The sequence below is a fragment of the Streptomyces sp. NPDC048623 genome (assembly GCF_040650755.1).
Lineage (GTDB): Bacteria > Actinomycetota > Actinomycetes > Streptomycetales > Streptomycetaceae > Streptomyces.
Map to the genome: position 1 here is coordinate 1 of NZ_JBEZHV010000013.1, position 17,373 is coordinate 17,373.

Below are 17,373 nucleotides of genomic sequence, written 5' to 3' on the forward strand. Positions count from 1 at the left end.
GGCGCGCGGGGGGTCGAGGACGATGAGGTCGACGTCCGTGATGCCGGTGCGCGGGAGGACGGATTCGACCTTGCCCTGTTCGATGCGGACGCGGGCCCAGGAGTTCGTACGCCCCTGGCTCGCGAGCCGCTATCCGGCCGCTATCCGGCCGCCGGCCGGCCGGGCCACGCGCCGATCTCCGCCACCGCCTCCGGCCCGTACGCCCGCAGCAGCCGTTCCTCCAGGTCCCCGGGCGCCAGCTCGTACTCCTGCGTGCCGACGGACTCGAGGACGATCGTGGCCACGGCGCAGCCGAGTTGGGCCGCGCGGCTGCGCGGCAGCCCCCGGGACAGGCCCGCGAGGAAGCCGGCCCGGAAGGCGTCGCCCACGCCGGTGGGGTCGCTGGGCCGGTCCGTCGCGACGGCCGGGATGTGCTCGGCCGGTCCGTCGGCGGTCAGGATCGAGACCCCGTCGGCGCCCCGGGTGACGATCCACGCGCCGACGCGCGCGAGGACCTCGGCCTCGTCCCACCCGGTCAACTGCCGCAGCAGCGCGCTCTCGTACGTGTTGGTGAACAGATACCGGGCGCCGTCCACGAGCAGCCGGGCCGACTCCCGGTCGAGCCGGGCCAGTTGCTGCGAGGGGTCGGCCGCGACCGGGATGCCGGCGGCGTGCGCGGCCCGGGTGTGGCGGACCATCGCCGCCGGCACGTCGGGAGCGACCAGGACCAGACCGAGGGCGCCGACCCGGGCCACGACCTCGGCCAGGTCGATCTCCTCGGCCTCCACCATGGCGCCGGGGTAGAAGGTGGCGATCTGGTTGTGGTCGTCGTCGGTCGTGCACATGAAGCGGGCGGTGTGGCGCGTGGCGCTGAGCCGTACGGACTTGGTGTCCACGCCGGAGGCCTGCAACCGGGCGTCGTAGTCGGCGAAGTCCGTGCCGGCGGCGCCGACCAGGACCGGGGCGAGCCCGAGCAGGCCGAGGCCGAAGCAGATGTTCGCGGCCACGCCGCCGCGGCGCACCTGGAGGTCGTCGGCGAGGAACGACAGGGAGATCGTGGCGAGTTGCTCGGCGACGATCTGGTCGGCGAAGCGCCCCGGGAAGGTCGCCAGATGGTCGGTGGCGATGGAACCGGTGACGGCGATGCCCATGCCCAGGCCCAGGCCCGTGCCCAGGCCCATGTCGGCGTCCATTTCCGCGTCCATTTCCGCGTCCATGCCCGTGGTCACAGCCCGGCGGCCGTGCGGAGGGCCGTGGTGCGGTCGGTGCGTTCCCAGGTGAAGTCCGGCAGTTCGCGGCCGAAGTGGCCGTAGGCGGCGGTCTGGGCGTAGATCGGGCGGAGCAGGTCGAGGTCGCGGATGATCGCGGCCGGGCGGAGGTCGAAGACCTCGGTGATGGCGTGCTCGATCTTCTCGGTCTCGATCGTGTGGGTGCCGAAGGTCTCCACGAACAGGCCGACCGGCTCGGCCTTGCCGATGGCGTACGCGACCTGCACCTCGCAGCGCGAGGCGAGCCCGGCCGCGACCACGTTCTTCGCGACCCACCGCATCGCATACGCCGCCGAACGGTCCACCTTCGACGGGTCCTTGCCGGAGAACGCGCCGCCGCCGTGGCGGGCCATGCCGCCGTACGTGTCGATGATGATCTTCCGGCCGGTCAGACCGGCGTCGCCCATCGGGCCGCCGATCTCGAAACGTCCGGTCGGGTTGACCAGGAGCCGGTAGCCGTCGGTGTCGAGCTTGATGCCGTCCTCGGTGAGCTGCTTCAGCACGTGCTCGACGACGTACCCGCGGATGTCCGGGGTCAGCAGGCCCTCGACCGAGATGTCGGAGGCGTGCTGCGAGGAGACGACGACCGTGTCGAGGCGGACCGGCCGGTCGCCGTCGTACTCGATGGTGACCTGGGTCTTGCCGTCCGGGCGCAGGTACGGCACGGTGCCGTCCTTACGCACCTCGGTCAGGCGGCGCGACAGGCGGTGCGCCAGGTGGATCGGGAGCGGCATCAGCTCCGGGGTCTCGTCCGAGGCGTAGCCGAACATCAGGCCCTGGTCACCGGCACCCTGCGCGGCCAGTTCATCGTCCTCGTCGCCGTCGACCCGGGACTCGTACGCCGTGTCGACGCCCTGCGCGATGTCGGGGGACTGCGACCCGATGGACACCGACACGCCGCAGGAGGCGCCGTCGAAGCCCTTCACGGAGGAGTCGTAACCGATCTCCAGGACGGCGTCGCGCACCAGCGCGGGGATGTCGGCCCAGGCGGTGGTGGTCACCTCGCCGGCCACATGCACCTGGCCGGTGGTGATCAGGGTCTCCACGGCCACCCGGGACCGCGGGTCCTGGGAGAGCAGGGCGTCGAGGACGGTGTCGCTGATCCGGTCGGCGATCTTGTCGGGATGGCCCTCGGTCACCGACTCGGAAGTGAACAGACGCTTGGACACGGCGTGATGCTCCTGTCGTACGGGATGGGCGCGGGTGGAACCGGCGGGGGGCGGGTGGAACCGGCGGGGGGGCGGTAGGGGCCGCCCCGCCCCGGGAAGGGAGGGGGCGGCCCCGACGGAAGGCGGTACGGGATCAGGACAGGCGGTGCACCGTGAACTCGATCTGCTGGTCGAACACGGGCTGCGTGGTGGAGAAGACCACCTTGTGAGCGAAGCCCTCGTCGGCGACCAGCTTCTCGAAGTACTCCACGTCACCCATGGTGCTGAAGAAGAGGATCATGCGACCCTGCTCCGTCAGATGGGCGCGGGCCTCGCGGAAGAAGCGGGTCAGCGCCTGGTAACCGGCGTCGGTGCCCGCCACGTCCGCGTAGTCGGTGGCCGCGAACCACTGGAACGGCGGGTTGAAGACGATCAGGTCGAAGCGGCCCTCGACCGACTCGAAGACATCGCTCTCGCGCGCCTCGACCCGCTCGGCGACGCCGTTCAGCTCCGCGTTGGTCCGGACGGCCGCCACGGCGTGCGGGTTGAGGTCCACGGCGAGGACGTCGGCGCCCTTCTTCGCGGCGATCAGGGCCAGCGAACCGCTGCCCGTACCCATGTCGAGGACCCGGTCGCCCGGCCGGACCTCGGCGAAGACCGCGCCGCCGAGCATCGGGGACACCGGGCAGGGGGTCATGACCTCGGAGGGGACCCGCAGGGTCAGGCCCAGGAACGGGACCGTCTGCTCACCCTCCGGGCCGCCGCCGACGGAGGTGATGGCCTGGCGCAGTTCCTTGATCTCCTGCACCCGCTGCTGGTTGGCGAGCGGGCGGTAGGACTCGGCGTCGGACGTGGACTGGTGGTCGAGCTTCGTCATGACGTGCGTATCCGTTCTGGGAGTGGGGTGAGGAGTGGGGCAAGGGGGCGGGAATCTGTCAGGCGGTCGCGGTCGCGGTCCCGGACGTGGTCCCGGTGGCGGTCCCGGCGGCGCTGCTGGTCGCGGTCCCGGTCGCGGCCCGGAACCGGGCGTGCGCGGCGGCCAGCCGGCCGCCGACCTCGGCCGTGCTGACGAGCACGGCCATGTTGGCCCTGGACGAGCGGCCCTCCGTGGCCGCGTCGACCGCGCGCATCAGGTACTTGGTGATCGCCTGACCCCGGATGCCGTCCCGGTCGGCGGCGGCCATGGCCTCGGTGATCGCGGCGTCGACCTCGTCCGCGTCGATCGCCTCCTCCGGCCGTACCGGCGTCGTGATCAGGAACGAGCCGGGGTTGCCCAGCGCCCAGTGGTTCTCGATCGACCGGGCGATCACCTCGTCGTCGTCCAGCCGCATCGGGCTGCGGAAGCCGCTGGACGTGCAGTAGAAGGCGGGAAAGTCGTCCGAGCGGTACGAGACGACCGGTACGCACTGGGTCTCCAGGTACTCGAGCGTCAGCCCGAGGTCCAGGATCTTCTTCGCGCCGGCGCACACCACCGCGACCTTGGAGCGGGTGAACTGGATCAGGTCGGAGGAGACGTCCATGGTCCTGGCCGCACCCCGGTGCACCCCGCCGATCCCGGCGGAGGAGAAGAACGGGATGCCGGCGAGCTCGGCCGCGACCAGGGAGGAGGCGACCGTCAGGGCGCCCATCCGGCCCTGGGCCAGGACGACGGGCATGTCCCGGCTGCTGACCTTGGGGATGCCGGGCGTCGACGCGAACCGGTCGATGTCGGCGTCGGTCATGCCGACCACGATCCGGCCGCCCTCCACGGCGATCGTGGCCGGGACCGAGCCGCCCGCCCGTACGGCCTCCTCGACCTTCCTGGCGGTCGCGGCGTTGTCCGGGTAGGGCAGGCCGTGGGTGATGACGTTGGACTCCAGGGCCACCACCGGGCGGCCCTCGTGGAGCGCGTCGGCCACCTCCTCGCTGAAGACGAGGGGGATGTCCGGGTGGGCCGGGTGGGCCGGGTGGGCCGGGTGGGAATGTGCGGTCGTCGCGGCCACAGCCGCCTCCTCCGTACTCAGGGCTCAGAGCTCAGAGCTCAGCGGGCTCAGGGGGTGGTGTCGGGGCCGTAGTTCGGGACCTTGCTGAGGATGTGTCTGCGGTTGACGATCTCCGGGATGTAGACCTTCTCCTCCCACAGCCCCTCGTCGACCGGCTCGATCGCGATCGACACCACGCCCTCGTCGCAGCCGAAGGCGTCGGTGACGGCCTTGGTCACCGCCGACACCAGCGCGGACTGCTTCTCGTCGCTGAGCGCGGTCGGGAAATGCTTGATGTTGACATGGGGCACGACGGTGTCCTTCCCGATGCACAGGTCCCGGTCCGGGCCGAGGCGCCGGCGGATGGCGGTCACGAGTTCGTCGACGTCCGGCTCCCGGAGCAGGGAGTAGTGGTCGGCCGCGAGCTCGACGACGGTCGGCGGGGCGGAGGAGTAGCCGCTGCTGCTGTCGAGGAACGAGTACTCGTCCCCCTGCGCCTTGAAGATCGTGATGGGCGCCGAGATCCGCCGCTCCCGCAGTTCGCGGAAGGTGTAGCTGAACTCGAAGGTCAGCGCGACGACCCGGATGATCCGCAGGACGAAGTCGCGGTCGGTGCCGGGCACCCGCTCGGCGACGAAGTCGGCGAAGGCGAGCTCGCCGCCGGGCCCGGCGACCGCCAGGCACTGCGCCGCCATCTCCTCGTCGATCCGCCCGGTGAAGACCGAGAGCAGGATCGAGACGAAGGTGCGGTCGGTGTACGAGGCGGTGCGCCGCTCCGGTCCCTCCGTGCGCACCTTCGGAGAGCCCGGCGCGATCAGGAAGACATGGTCGACGGTGTGGCCGGCCTGCTCCAGCTGGTGCGCGGCCTCGAAGGCGACCCGGGCGCCGAAGGAGTAGCCCCAGAGCGTGTACGGCCCCTCCGGCTGCTGCCTGGTGAGGGCCTTGACGTCCTCGGCGGCCATCTCCCTGATGGTCTGGTACGGCGTCTCGCCCGGGTTGATCCCGTACGCCTGCACCCCGAGGAACGGGCGTTGCGTGCCGAGCCGTTCGCCGAGCAGCCGCAGGTTCATCGGGTAGCCGCCCAGGCCCGGCCAGCAGTGGACGGGGCGGCCGGCGCCCTCCGGCTGGAGGGGGACCAGGCGCGAGGTGTCGCTGGTCGCCTCCTCGCCGGTGATCCGGCGGGCCAGGCCCTCCACGGTCGGCGAGGAGAAGATGGCCTCAAGGGGCAGGTCGGCCCCGAACGTGCGGTTGATCCGGTTGATCAGGGAGACGGCGAGCAGGGAGTTGCCGCCGCAGGCGAAGAAGTCGTCCTGCACGGAGACGCTCTCGCGCTTCATCGCCTGCTTCCACAGCGCCGCGACCCCGCGCTCGGTCTCGTTGCGGGGAGCGACGAAGGGGCGGTCGGCGGCGCCGACGTCCACCTTGTCGGAGGCGGCGAGCGCCTTGAGATCGATCTTGCCGTTGGCGGTGGTCGGGAGCGCGTCGAGCACCACGACCTTGTTCGGGATCATGTAGTCCGGCAGGTAGTTGACGAGGTCGTCGCGGATCAGCTCCGCGGGCCCGCGCATGTGGACCGAGTCCTCCCGCATGCCCTCGTGCCGCCGCTGCTCCTTGCTCACCCGGCCGCCGACGAAGAAGTACGAGGCGCCGCCGGGCCGGCCGAGCTCGCGCAGGACGCCGTCGATCCGCCGGGCGGAGGGCAGGTCGTCGCCGCTCTGGGAGCTGTAGCCGGAGGACATGAAGCCGATGTCGAGGTCGTTCATCGACAGGCGCTGGAGCGTGCGGCCGAGGTCGATGTAGCGGCGCCACTCCTCGGGGCTGCGGCTGATCACCGAGATCCCGAAGCCCGCCCGGTCGTACACCGCCTGGTTGATCGCGATGACCTGCTTGCGCAGGACCACGTCCGGGGAGACGAGGTGCAGCCGGCCGCCGTCGTAGTGGTACTGCCCGGCCGCCAGGTCCGACCCCTTGCCGGGGTGGATCTGGACGTACAGGTCGATGTCGTTGCCGTTGCCGTTGCCGTTGTCGTCTCCGTTGCCGGCGTCCGTACGGGGTCCCCGGTGCGGCACCAGGTCGAAGGCGCCGAGGTAGTGGTCCTCGTCGGCGACCCGCAGCCGGTCCTTGACCTCGGGGGTGAACGGGGCCGCCTGGATGTCGAGTCCGTGCTGCGGGAGGACCTCTTCGAGGAGTCCGACCATGTGGCCGGCCTCGATCTCCAGGACCTCCTTGATGTTCTTCTTGTAGACGGGCTCGATGGCGCGGTGGCGGCCGAGGAAGTGCAGCCGGACGCGGGGAGCGGCACCGGGAACCTCCGGTGCCGGGGAGACCAGCACCAGCTGGTGGTGGACCGGGTGGTGGTAGTGGATGCCCGCGGGGATACCGGGGAAGCCGCTGATCTCCACGTACACCTGGGTGGCGTACAGCGAACCGGGCGACGCGTAGGCGTACTTGGGGAGCAGTCGCTCCGGGCTCTGGTGCGGCCCGAGGGTGCGCAGGATCGTGCCGAGCTCGTCGGCGCCGAGCGCGGCGAGTTCCCGGCCGGGCGCGCTGGCGGGGCGGCGGGCGAGCAGGTTCAGCAGGTCGGCCTCGACGACCGGGGCGTCGCCCTCGTAGAAGCGATAGGTCTTGCGCGCGAAGGCGAGCGCGCGCTGGGCCGGCGTCGGCGTCCGACCGGGCAGGTCGAGGGCGGGGAGGCCGGCGAGCTCGGTCCCGGACCGGATGCCCGGGTTGGACAGCTGGGCCTTGACCTGGAGCTTGCTCTCCTTGGACTGGTGGTGCGCGCCCGCGCTGCCCTGGTCCATCAGGGCGGCTTCCTTCGGGTCGAGCTCGACGCAGGCGATCAGGTTCTGGAAGCCCGTCTTCAGGTCGTCCTTGACCAGGACGGCCGCGTGCCGGACCCAGTCGTGGGTCTCGATGGCGAGCCTGATCTCGTCGAGCTCCACCCGGAAGCCGCGCAGCTTGACCTGGTTGTCGGCGCGGCCGGTGAACTGCACGGTGCCGTCGGCGTTCCAGTACGCGAGGTCGCCGGTCCGGAAGAGCCGGCCGGGGCCGAACGGGTTGTCCGTGAAACGCTCTTCGGTCAGGTCGGGCCGGTTGAGATAGCCGCGGGCGACCTGGACGCCGCCGATGTAGAGCTCGCCGATCTCGCCCACGGCCAGCTCGCGCCGATCGTCCGGACCCTCGGGGCCGTCGGGATTCTCGGGATCCGCGGGCTTCAGGATGTGGTACTCGGTGGCGTCGACCGGGGTGCCGATGGAGATCGAGTTCGGGCCCTCGCCGAGGGTGGCCGGGGACACGGTGAAGGACGAGGCGTTGATCGTGCACTCGGTCGGCCCGTAGAGGTTGATCAGGGCGCAGTCCGGGAGAGCGTCGAGGAAGGCGCGCGCCAGGGGCTTGGAGAGGGCCTCGCCGCCGGTGAAGACCTGGTCGAGCGAGGTGCAGGAGTCGAACTCCTCGGTGTCCAGGAGGGCTTGGAGCAGCGTCGGGACGCACTGGAGCGTGGTCACGGAGTGGGTCCTGATCGCCTGCAGCAGCCGTTCGGCGTCCCGGTGGATGCCCGTACCGCCCACCACGACGACGGAACCGACGGCCGGGGCGAGGATCTCCCACTGGGCGGCGTCGAAGCTGACCGGCGTCTTCTGCAGGATCACCCGGGTGTGGTCGATGCCGTGGGCGGTGCGCAGCCAGGACATCTGGTGGGCGATGCTGCGGTGCTCGATCATGACGCCCTTGGGCCGGCCGGTGCTGCCCGAGGTGTAGATGACGTACGCGAGGGAGTCGGGCGCGATGTCGGCGTACGCGGCAACGTCCCCGTCCACGTCCGCGCCCGCGGCAGCGTTCACGTCCGCGCCCGCGTCCCCGTCCGCGTCCGTGCCCGGGGCTTCCCCGTCGGCGGCGTCCTCGACCCGTACGATCACGGTGCCGGCGGGGGCGAGCGCCGTGAGACGCTCCACGAGATGGCCCTGGGCGACGATCACCTTCGTACCCGAGTGCTCGATCATGTAGCGCAGCCGCTCTTCGGGGTACTCCGGCGCGAGCGGCAGATAGGCGCCGCCCGCGAACAGGATCGCCCAGACCCCGGACACCAGCTCGGACGAGGGCTCGGCGAACACCCCCACGCACTGGTCGGCGGTCACGCCGAGGTCCCGCAGACGTCTGGCCAGGCCTCGGCTTCTTCCGACGAGCCCGGCGAAGGTCACGGTCTCGTCGCCGCTGATCACCGCCGGGTCGGCGGGGCGTTCGGCGGCGGTGCGCAGAAGCAGTTCGGGCAGCAGCGGGCGGTGGGTCGGGCTCCGGTCGGGCGCGTCGGTGGTCATGTGAGTCCCCCTGGGGGTGCGTGTGTGCCGTGTGGTGGGCGGGTACGGCGGTGGTCACCCGTCCGTGGCGGACACCCGGCCGACGCGCGGACCGGCCGGGTGTTCCGTGTTCCGTGGCGGTGCAGCGTGGTGTGCTGCGGTGCGGTGCGGTGCGGTGCGGTGCCGAGTCGCTGAGCGGGGGTCAGCGGTGGGGCGTGGCCTGCCGGCCCCGGCGCAGGGCGTCGGCGACGTCGAGCATGCGGCGGGTCTGGTGCGCGATGGCGGCGAGGTTGTCCTCGGTGACGTTCTCCGCGAGCCGGCCCGGGATCGCCTGCCGGCCGGAGACGGAACTGACGCCGTAGGGGTTGCCGTTGCTGGGCGCCGTCATGATCTCGTCGGTGATGCCGGGCGGCACGATGATCCCGCCCCAGTGGTAGAAGACGGTGTTGAGCGACAGGATCGTCGCCTCCTGGCCGCCGTGCGGGGCGCCCGTCGAGGTGAAGGACGACATGACCTTGCCGGCCAGACCGCCACGTGCGTTGAGCGGCCAGGCGAGGTCGATGAAGTGCTTGAGCGGCGCGGCGATCATCCCGAACCGGCCGGGGCCGCCGAGCAGGATCGCGTCGGCCCACTCGAGGTCGTCGGCGCTGCCGGCGGGGACGTCCGCGATGGCCGCGGTGTTCTCCCGCCACGCCTCGGTCCACTCGGTGAACTCGGGGGCCAGGGAGGCCTCGACGTACTCGGGGACCCGGCGGAGCCGGACCTCGGCACCCGCCTTCACGGCGGCCTCTTCCGCGGCCACGGCCAGCTTGTGGATGTTGCCGGTGCCCGAGTAGTAGACGATCGAGATCTTCGTCGTGGTGGACACGGGGAGTGCTCCTTCTCAGTTCGTCCTCAGTTCGAGGGGATGTCGGTTCCGAAGTAGCGGTCACCGAAGTCGCCGATGCCGGGGAGCATGAACGCCTGCTCGTTGAGGCGCTCCTCGATGGACGAGGTCACGATCCGCACCATGGGGTGACGGTCGTGGACGGCCTTGATGCCTTCGGGGGAGGAGAGCAGGTTCACGAAGACGATGTGCTCCTCGGGCACGCCGTGGTCGAGCAGCACACCGATCGCGGCGAGCGCGGTGCCGCCGGTGGCGAGCATGGGGTCGAGGAGCAGCACATGGCCCTTGTCGATGCCGGCGGGCAGCGCCGCGTAATGCAGATGCGGGAGCTTGGTGACCTTGTCCCGCTGGATCAGGATCTTGCCGAGGCGCGTCTCGGGCGCCATCAGGCGCAGTTCGGACTCCATGCTGTCGCCGGCCCGGGCGATGGAGACGCCGTACACCTGCGAGGCCAGGGACAGACCGTGGTAGATCCGCCCGACGGGGGTACGGACCTCGCGGGGCTGGTACGGGAGCAGGTCGAGCGCGGCGTCGAGGAGGCCGCGGATGATCCGGTTGGCGGTGGGGACGAAGTCCTCCCGCCGGGCCTGGTGGTCGCGGACGACGGCGTGCAGGGCGCGCAGCCGGTTGGTCTGGGGCAGCAGATGGGTCACGCCCCGGGGCGGCTCGGTCCGCGCGGTCTCCGTGGCTCCTGCGGATCCTGCGGATCCTGCGGTTCGCGTGGTCATCAGGACCCGCTCCGTCCGTCCTCCGCGGCCACCCGGGCGAAGGCGGCGCGCGCCTCCTGCACGAAGGTGCGCACCTTCTGGCGGTCCTTGCGCCGGGTGGCGGGGTCCTCCAGGCCGGTGTGCGCGTCCACGGCGGCGGGGCGGACGGCCAGGATGGCCGCGGCGACGTTCTCCGGGGTGAGCCCGCCGGCCAGCATCAGGGGCTTGGGGGAGATCCGGACGAGCTCGGCGCTGATGTCCCAGTCGTGGGTCAGGCCGGTCGCGCCCTTGGCGCCGGTGGCGGGGTTGAAGCTGTCGGTGATGAACATGTCGACCCACTCGGCGGAGGTCGCGACGACCTTGCGGAGCTCGTCGATGTTGTCCGTCTTCACCACGAGGCTCTTGAGGACGTAGAGGTCCGGGGCCAGGGTGCGCAGCCGGCGCAGCTCGGCCGGTTCGACGTCGCCGTGGAGCTGGATCGCGCCGACGCCCATCTCGGCGCAGAAGGCGGCGATCTCGTCGGCGTCGGTCAGGTACGTGATGATGACGCCCTTGGTGGCGGGCTGGATCGCCTTGACGATGGCGGCGGCCTCGGGCTCTGTCAGGTCCTCGTTCTTGGCCGGCAGGCGCAGGGCGAAGCCGAGCCAGTCGGCGCCCTCCTCGATGATGAGGTCCGCCTCGGCCTGGTCGATGACGCCCGCGACCTGGATCAAGCCGTACATGTCTGCCTCCTTGGGCCGCGGCGGTCCGAGCCGGGGCCGATCTGCGGTGGGATTCGTCCGGTGACGACGGGGTGTTACGGGGCCGGGGCCGGGGCCGGCCGGTGCGACGGGCCGGCTCAGCGCTCGCCCGCGCCCGCGCCGACGCCGGCGGACCGGTCGAGCTCGGCGACGACGAGCCGCGCCACGGGGGCGGCGGAGGCGGGGTTCTGCCCGGTGATGACCCGGCCGTCGCTCTCGGTGTGGGCCTCGTACATGGGCGCCTTGGTGTGCAGGGCGCCGGTCTCCTTCAGCCGGTCCTCCAGGAGGAAGGGCATGACGTCGACGAGGCCGAGCGACTGCTCCTCCTCGTTGCTGAAGGAGGCGACGCGCTTGCCGCGTACGAGCGGGGTGCCGTCCGGCAGGCGCAGCTCGACGAGGGCGGCCGGGCCGTGGCAGACGGCGGAGACGACGCCGCCGCGGCCGTGGATGTCCATGGCGATGCGGGCCAGGTCCGGGGAGCCGGGGAAGTCCCACATGGCGCCGTGGCCGCCGACGTAGAAGATCGCGGAGTACGGGGCCGGGTCCACGTCCGCCGCCCGGCGGGTCGCGACCAGCTTGGCCTTGACGGTCTCGTCGGCGAGGAAGCCGGTGATCTCCGGGTCGTTCTCCTCGCCGTCGAAGACGACGGCCGGCGGCTCGCCGCCGCGCACGGAGACGAAGTCGACCTCGTGGCCGGCGCCGATGAAGACGTTGTAGGGGTGGGCCGCCTCGGAGACGCTGTAGCCCGTTCTGTTGCCGGTGTCCCCCAAGGTGTCGTGGCTGCTGACGGCAAGCAGGATCCTGGCCATGCTTCCTCCTGGCTGGCTGGCTGGCTGGCTGGCTGATGGGACTGGGCTGCGTGGAGTACTTCGTGGAGAGCGGGGCGCCGGGCCCGGGTGGGACCGGTCCGGGTGGGACCGGTCCAGCCGCGGCGGCGCCGGGGTGCGGGCGTCAGGCCTTGTGGATGAAGTCCTGGACGAGCTTCACGAATTCGACCGGCTTCTCGAAGATGACCATGTGGCCGCTGTCGATCTCGGTGTACTGCGCGTTCGGGATGGCGGCGGCCAGCTCGCGGGAGTGCTCGGCGGGCACGGCGGAGTCCGGGTACGGGGCGAGGACGAGGGTCTCGGCCTGGACCTTGCCGACCAGGTCGCGGATGTCCACCTGGACGAGCAGTTCGAGCTGGCGGATCCGGCCGCTGGAGGGGCTCAGCTCGGCGCCGAGGTTCTCGACGTCCTTCAGGCTGGGCTGGCTGCGGACGAAGCGCGGGCTGAAGGCCGTGGTGCTGAGCACGCGGCCGAAGGCCAGCGGGTCGTGCTTCTGGCTCAGGGTCAGACCGATCAGGTTCTCGATGTAGAGGTCCGCCTTGACCAGTCCGCCGACGGGGATCAGCCGGCGGACCTGCTCCGGGTGGAGGGCGGCGGTGGCGGCGACGATGGCCCCGCCGAGCGAGAAGCCCACCAGGTCCACGGGGCCGAGGCCGGCGTCCTTGATGACGGCGGCGCACTCGTCGGCGAGCTGCTTGACGGTCAGCGGAGTGCCGTCGTCCGTGGCGGTCTCGCTGCCGGACAGCTCGGGAAGGATGACGGTGTTGCGCCGGGCGAACTCCTCGAGGAGGTGGCCGAAGGTGACCTGGCCGCCCTTGCCCACGCCGTGCACCAGCATCAGGGCCGGACCCGAGCCCGTCACGGTGTAGTGGACACGCGAATTACCGACGGAGATCGTGGGCATGACGGATCGCCTCCTGTGACGACGTGAAGAGGAATGCCTGGGGATGCTTGAAGTACGTGAGGTACTGGGACGCGCGAAATCGGAAGCGCCGGCCGGGAATTGCGAACGCCGCGGATGGTGCGAACGCTGTGGACGGCGACTTCTGCCGTCCTGACTGTCGGCCGATACACCCGAGAGGATCCGGCGTTGTGGCACGCGGCCTTCGGGGCGGAGCGCGGTGCGGTCGAGATGCGGACAGGATCGGTCGGGGACCTGGGAGGAGGTGTCTCCCTGAGCTAGGCTCTGCTCCCCAGCCCCGATCACTCGAAGGTGAATTTATCTACTTCTGGCGATCCAGTCAAGCTCCGGGATCGCTCAAGGGTGGGTTGCCTCCGGGCTGCCGCTGAGTCATCCCTGGGCCACCCTGGGGCCGCCCCTGGGTCCCCCCTGGGTCGTCACCGCGGGATGGCCGGCGCCGGGATGCCGGCAAAGGCGGGCAAGCCGGGCAGTCCGGGGGGTGGGGTGGGCGCCGATCACAGGAGGCGGGTACAACTCCGGCGACGGTGGCAAGTGTCTGCCGATATCACTGATTTCAACATCCTCTGCCGACCCGCCCCCTACAATCCTTTCAACCCCCATCTTGTGGAGCATGCCTATGCCCGACCGAGTGTTCGACGGCGGTGAGTTGCGTAACCGTCGTGTGATGAAAGGCCTGTCGCAGAGCAGTCTGGCCATGGGGCTTCACGTGAAGGTGAATGCCGTCTACCGCTGGGAGAACGGTCTGGCGTCTCCGCCTCCGGAGCGATTGTCGGCAATTGCCGCATTTCTGGATGTCGGGCTCGACGAGCTGTTTCCGCGCACGGAATTGCCGAATCTGGCGGACCTGCGCTGCGACGCGGGGATGACCCAGGCGGACACGGCGAGCTACACGAACACCCGGTCCCCCATGCCGGTGCGGGCCGCCGAGCAGGGCAGGCGGCCGCTGTCCGACGAGGCCGTGACGGCGCTGGCCGCCGCCTACAAGGTGACCCGCGCCGAGCTGCTCGCGGCGCAGCGGCGTTCCTTCGGGCAGCCCGAGGAGCCGAAGGAGAGCCCGGCGCCCGCCGCCGCGCGCGTGGCGCACAAGCTGGAGTCGCTCCGTACCGAGGTCTACGGAGGGGTGGCGCCCTCGGACGCGCACCTGGCGTCCGAGGGGAACCGCAGGAGCGGCTCCGCGGCGCTCACCGAGACGACGGTCCGGGCCCTGCGGGCCGGTGAGATCGCCGAACCCGAGGACGCGGCCCTCGACGCCCTGGCACGCGCCCACGGGGTGCCGCCGGTCTACTTCCGGCAGGACGACCCGGAGATCGACGCGCTGATCCTGCAGGCACGGGCGCTGCGCGACAGGTTCACCGTGATGGTCGCGCGGGGCGCGGGCCAGGACATGCCGAAGGAATCCTGGGACCAGCTCCGCGACTTCATCAGCGAGACGATGGAGGAGATCCTCTCCGACGACGACGGGAGCGGTGACGGCGGCGACGCCGACAGCGGAGACAGTGGCGACAGCGGCGACGACGACGGAGACGCCCACGCGGTGTGAGACGCCCGGCGTGGCGTGCCCGCTCTCACGGCCGGCAGGGGGCTCCGTCGAGGTACGGGACGGAGCCCGGCGGCCGCGCCCCGTCGGCCGGGCCGGGTCTCTGCGCCCGGCCGATGAGCCGTACGACGTTGTCGGCTCGCAGCTCGACGAGCGCGTCACGCACCCCGGGTACGGGGAGGGGGAGGGCGCCCCCGGGTACCGGACCTGCGGGGCCTACCGGGCCCATGGGGCCTGCGGGACCGCCTCCGGCTCCGGGATCGGGCACGGGCCCGGCCACGGGGTCCCCGGCATCCGACGGTCTCACGAGGCCGGTGTTGTCCCCGGCCCAGAGATGCACCAACTGGTGGACCTTCAATTCCAGTTCATGGGACGGGGAACGGCCCTCGCGGTGGAGTATCAGATCGACCGGGCGGGAGTGGTGTCTGACGAGAAGCCCACAGGTGCCGTCGAGTCCGGTCAGATGGCTCGGAATCGGCTTCATGACGATCCGCCGGCCGTTGGCCTCCGCGATGTTCCCGACCAGCTGGTCGAAATCGAAGGGATCCGGGAGTGGCATGGAAGCGATGAGGCGTTCGCTTTCCTTCTCGGCCTGAAAACGCAGACGGTCGGCGCTCAACTCGCGATATAACCCGGAGAATGCACTGGAGGTGGGATTCTCGCGACGAGGGATCCGGTTCATTCCGTGGATCCTGTACCGCCGATCCCTGTATGCGTATTCCGTTGCCGGGTTTGTGAGCGGCCTAACCTGGGCATTCTCTCTTCCCCCTTCTGTGCACGGCTGCTTGCGGCGTCGTGCTCGGAGCACGCACCTGGGCGCGAGTACGTGGACACTCCTACGTGTCGCACCTGCCGGTAACGCGAGCATGGGCTCCGCATGGACGTCGCGTGTTGATCGGGTTGTGCTCGCGCTTTTGGTCAGGTTTTTGCTCGTGCATTGCTTCGCGCCCGGCTCGGCGTACTGAGGCTCGAACGTGCCGCAGTCACGATAATTGTCGGACATCCCCCATGGCGAGGCGTTCCGAGATCTGGCCGAAACCGGATGCGCACCCTTGCCGAAACACGATCATGAGGGAGTGCCGGCTACTGGCGGGTTTAACGGCGGCGGAATTCCGGTATTGACGGGAGTTCTCAGTCGCCGAACCGGTCCAGGTAGTCCGCGTTCGCGATCGGCGCCGTCGCCAGGAACTCCGGCGGGAGGTCGAAGGCGTCCACCAGGGGCATCAGGTGCGGGGCGAGCGCGGCGATCGTGCGGTCGGTCGTGGGATGCAGGTCCTCCACCTGGGCCGGGGTGAGGTGGCCCGCGGCGAGCAGGTCGCCGGTGTGGGGCCGCAGTTCGTGGAGGAGGAAGAGGCGGGCCAACTGCTCCAGGAGCAGGCGCGCTTCCGGGGTGGCGGCGCGGTCGACGGCGGCCAGGAACGCGTCGGCGGCCGCGACGCGCGCGTGCGCGGCGACCATGTCCAGGGCGGCGCCCGAGGTCTCGTTCCAGCGTCCGACGGGGTCGCCGGAGGGTCCGCCGCGCAGGGCGGCACGGGCGCGGGTCTGCCAGCCGCGCTCGACGCAGGCGTGCAGGTCGCGCAGGAAGCGCAGGTCGGTGAGGTCGCCGGCGGGCGTGTGGTCGGGGCCGGGGCCGGCCTCGTGGGCGAAGACGAGCTCGGAGCCGGCCTTGGCCCAGATCACCAGGTTGTCGCCCTCGGCGGTGATGCCCCCCTCGACGTTGAACAGCAGGTCGGAGATGCCGTTCGCGGGGAACAGGCCCTGTGCGCCGCAGCGTTCGCGCGCCTCGACGGTGAGGTCGCGGGCCTGCCAGGTGATCCAGCCCTTGGCGACGGCGATCAGCCGCTCGGCCTCCTCGCGCTGCCGCGGGTCGGTGGGCTCGTGGGCGCACCAGCGGTCGAGGACGGCGCGGTGCAGGAAGGTCATGGCGTACGCGGTGGCGAGGGAGCGCAGCAGTCGCCCGTGGTGGGTGCGGTGTGCGCTCAGGGGTATCCGTTCGCCGGCCCGGGGCGCGGCGACCTCGCGGTGGTGGGCGTAGCGGACGGCGATGGCGAGCGCGGCGCGGGCCATCCCGAGGGTGCCGCCGCTCATGCAGAGCTTGCCCATGGTGACCCGGCCGACGGAGCGCAGGAACCGCTTGCGCCGGTTGCCGAGGTTGCTGACGAGCTGCCCGTCCTTGTCCAGCCGGCCGTGCGCGGCCTCCAGCATGGCCTCGCGGGGGAGTCGTACGTGCTCGAAGGAGGTCATGCAGTGGTCGACCGGCGTGCCGGTGCGCTCGGGCAGCGCCCGCACGTGCACGCCCGGCAGATGCCCTCCGGCGTCGCTGAGCGGGGTGAGGAAGAGGAAGACGCCCTGGTCCTCGCCGTCGACGAGCAGCCGGGCGGCGACGAGCGCGGTCTTGGGGCCGCCGGTGAGGCTGGTGTTGGGCATGAACTTGCGGGCCCCGGGGTTCGGGGTGTGCAGCACGAAGCCGCCGGTCTCGGGATCCGGCGTCGCGGTGGTCTCCAGGACGGCGACGTCGTTGCCGTGTGCCAGCTCGGTGCACAGGAAGGTGCCGAGGCGCTCCATCGACGTGTAGTCCGTCAGGTCGCGGCGGTAGCCGTCGTGGTCGAGGAGGCTGCCGAGGAAGAGGTTGTAGTGGATGCTGGCGAGCGTGCACACGCCGCCGTCGACGAATCCGGTCCACTCGTGCAGGGCGGCGAGCCGGCGCGCGTCGTAGGCCAGGGCCTCCGCGGCGGGGCCGGTCACCGTGTCGTTGACCAGCCGCAGGCGCTCGTACGAGAGGGCGGCGCGCTCGGCGTGGGCGAGGCCGGGCCGGTGCGCGAAGTCCTCGGTCGCGATCAGCCGGCGCCAGGGGCGGTGCACCCGGTCGCGGTCCTCCCCGTCGAAGAGGAGCCGGGTGAGCTCCTCCACGGTCTCACCGCCGATGACTCTGCCGTCGACGAGCGTGCCGTCGGCGCCCGCGTCGACGACCGTGCCGACCGTACCGACGTTGTCGTGGACGGCGTCGACGACGCCGTGTCCGAGTGGTGCCTCCGCGTGCTGGAGCATCGGCTCCCCCGTAAGAGTGTGACCGGCTGGGAAGAGGTGACGACCTTGTCCCACA

At 71.2% G+C, this 17,373-nt stretch carries 13 protein-coding genes; 2 read left to right on the plus strand and 11 right to left on the minus strand.

The genetic code is table 11. The features are described 5' to 3' along the window. Positions 1-140 precede the first annotated feature (140 nt). The 10 genes from AB0C73_RS19800 to AB0C73_RS19845 all read right to left on the minus strand — a co-directional run bounded on the left by AB0C73_RS19800 (position 141) and on the right by AB0C73_RS19845 (position 12,715). Positions 141-1,130 carry a carbohydrate kinase family protein gene (locus AB0C73_RS19800; protein ID WP_362532017.1) on the minus strand — a complete coding sequence of 330 codons (990 nt, stop codon included), beginning with the start codon at positions 1,128-1,130 and terminating at the stop codon, positions 141-143. 74 nt (positions 1,131-1,204) lie between these two features. Continuing rightward, positions 1,205-2,416: a methionine adenosyltransferase gene (metK, locus tag AB0C73_RS19805; protein ID WP_362531547.1), complete on the minus strand. Its 1,212-nt coding sequence runs from the start codon at positions 2,414-2,416 to the stop codon at positions 1,205-1,207. A 133-nt stretch (positions 2,417-2,549) separates the two neighbouring features. Continuing rightward, a complete protein-coding gene (locus tag AB0C73_RS19810) occupies positions 2,550-3,272 on the minus strand; it encodes a HemK2/MTQ2 family protein methyltransferase (protein ID WP_362531550.1) in 723 nt (240 codons plus the stop codon). Between the two features lie 58 nt (positions 3,273-3,330). After that, positions 3,331-4,377, minus strand: coding sequence for a pseudouridine-5'-phosphate glycosidase (locus tag AB0C73_RS19815; RefSeq protein WP_362531553.1), 1,047 nt, complete (start codon positions 4,375-4,377; stop codon positions 3,331-3,333). Positions 4,378-4,424: 47 nt separating this feature from the next. Then, positions 4,425-8,672 (minus strand): amino acid adenylation domain-containing protein, encoded by a 4,248-nt coding sequence (locus AB0C73_RS19820; protein WP_362531555.1) that lies wholly within the window; start codon positions 8,670-8,672, stop codon positions 4,425-4,427. Positions 8,673-8,853: 181 nt separating this feature from the next. After that, complete coding sequence (locus AB0C73_RS19825) at positions 8,854-9,519, minus strand: NAD(P)H-dependent oxidoreductase (protein ID WP_362531558.1); 666 nt, start codon at positions 9,517-9,519, stop codon at positions 8,854-8,856. Positions 9,520-9,545: 26 nt separating this feature from the next. Continuing rightward, a complete protein-coding gene (upp, locus tag AB0C73_RS19830; RefSeq protein WP_362531560.1) occupies positions 9,546-10,265 on the minus strand; it encodes a uracil phosphoribosyltransferase in 720 nt (239 codons plus the stop codon). Beyond that, on the minus strand, positions 10,265-10,966 hold the full coding sequence (locus AB0C73_RS19835) for a phosphoribosylanthranilate isomerase (RefSeq protein ID WP_362531562.1): 702 nt from the start codon (positions 10,964-10,966) through the stop codon (positions 10,265-10,267). The genes upp and AB0C73_RS19835 overlap by 1 nt, the downstream gene beginning before the upstream one ends. Positions 10,967-11,082: 116 nt before the next feature. After that, positions 11,083-11,793: a type 1 glutamine amidotransferase domain-containing protein gene (locus AB0C73_RS19840; protein WP_362531565.1), complete on the minus strand. Its 711-nt coding sequence runs from the start codon at positions 11,791-11,793 to the stop codon at positions 11,083-11,085. Positions 11,794-11,935: 142 nt separating this feature from the next. Further along, positions 11,936-12,715, minus strand: a complete 780-nt coding sequence (locus AB0C73_RS19845; RefSeq protein WP_362531568.1) for an alpha/beta hydrolase — start codon at positions 12,713-12,715, stop codon at positions 11,936-11,938. 634 nt (positions 12,716-13,349) lie between these two features. Here AB0C73_RS19845 and AB0C73_RS19850 point away from each other — a divergent pair. Then, positions 13,350-14,273, plus strand: coding sequence for a helix-turn-helix transcriptional regulator (locus AB0C73_RS19850; protein ID WP_362531571.1), 924 nt, complete (start codon positions 13,350-13,352; stop codon positions 14,271-14,273). Positions 14,274-14,616: 343 nt separating this feature from the next. After that, positions 14,617-14,901: a hypothetical protein gene (locus tag AB0C73_RS19855; RefSeq protein ID WP_362531573.1), complete on the plus strand. Its 285-nt coding sequence runs from the start codon at positions 14,617-14,619 to the stop codon at positions 14,899-14,901. A 500-nt stretch (positions 14,902-15,401) separates the two neighbouring features. Here AB0C73_RS19855 and AB0C73_RS19860 read toward each other — a convergent pair whose 3' ends face one another. Further along, the gene (locus AB0C73_RS19860; RefSeq protein WP_362531575.1) at positions 15,402-17,318 is read right to left on the minus strand and encodes an acyl-CoA dehydrogenase; all 1,917 of its coding nucleotides are present in this window, start codon (positions 17,316-17,318) and stop codon (positions 15,402-15,404) included. Between the last annotated feature and the right edge of the window lie 55 nt (positions 17,319-17,373).

What these genes read in the sequence shown, in the direction of transcription:
- AB0C73_RS19800 (WP_362532017.1), bottom strand. Translation starts at nt 1,130, where the DNA reads ATGGGCATCGCCGTCACCGGTTCCATCGCCACCGACCATCTGGCGACC.
- AB0C73_RS19810 (WP_362531550.1), bottom strand. Translation starts at nt 3,272, where the DNA reads ATGACGAAGCTCGACCACCAGTCCACGTCCGACGCCGAGTCCTACCGC.
- AB0C73_RS19820 (WP_362531555.1), bottom strand. Translation starts at nt 8,672, where the DNA reads ATGACCACCGACGCGCCCGACCGGAGCCCGACCCACCGCCCGCTGCTG.
- upp (WP_362531560.1), bottom strand. Translation starts at nt 10,265, where the DNA reads ATGACCACGCGAACCGCAGGATCCGCAGGATCCGCAGGAGCCACGGAG.
- AB0C73_RS19835 (WP_362531562.1), bottom strand. Translation starts at nt 10,966, where the DNA reads ATGTACGGCTTGATCCAGGTCGCGGGCGTCATCGACCAGGCCGAGGCG.
- AB0C73_RS19840 (WP_362531565.1), bottom strand. Translation starts at nt 11,793, where the DNA reads ATGGCCAGGATCCTGCTTGCCGTCAGCAGCCACGACACCTTGGGGGAC.
- AB0C73_RS19845 (WP_362531568.1), bottom strand. Translation starts at nt 12,715, where the DNA reads ATGCCCACGATCTCCGTCGGTAATTCGCGTGTCCACTACACCGTGACG.
- AB0C73_RS19850 (WP_362531571.1), top strand. Translation starts at nt 13,350, where the DNA reads ATGCCCGACCGAGTGTTCGACGGCGGTGAGTTGCGTAACCGTCGTGTG.
- AB0C73_RS19860 (WP_362531575.1), bottom strand. Translation starts at nt 17,318, where the DNA reads ATGCTCCAGCACGCGGAGGCACCACTCGGACACGGCGTCGTCGACGCC.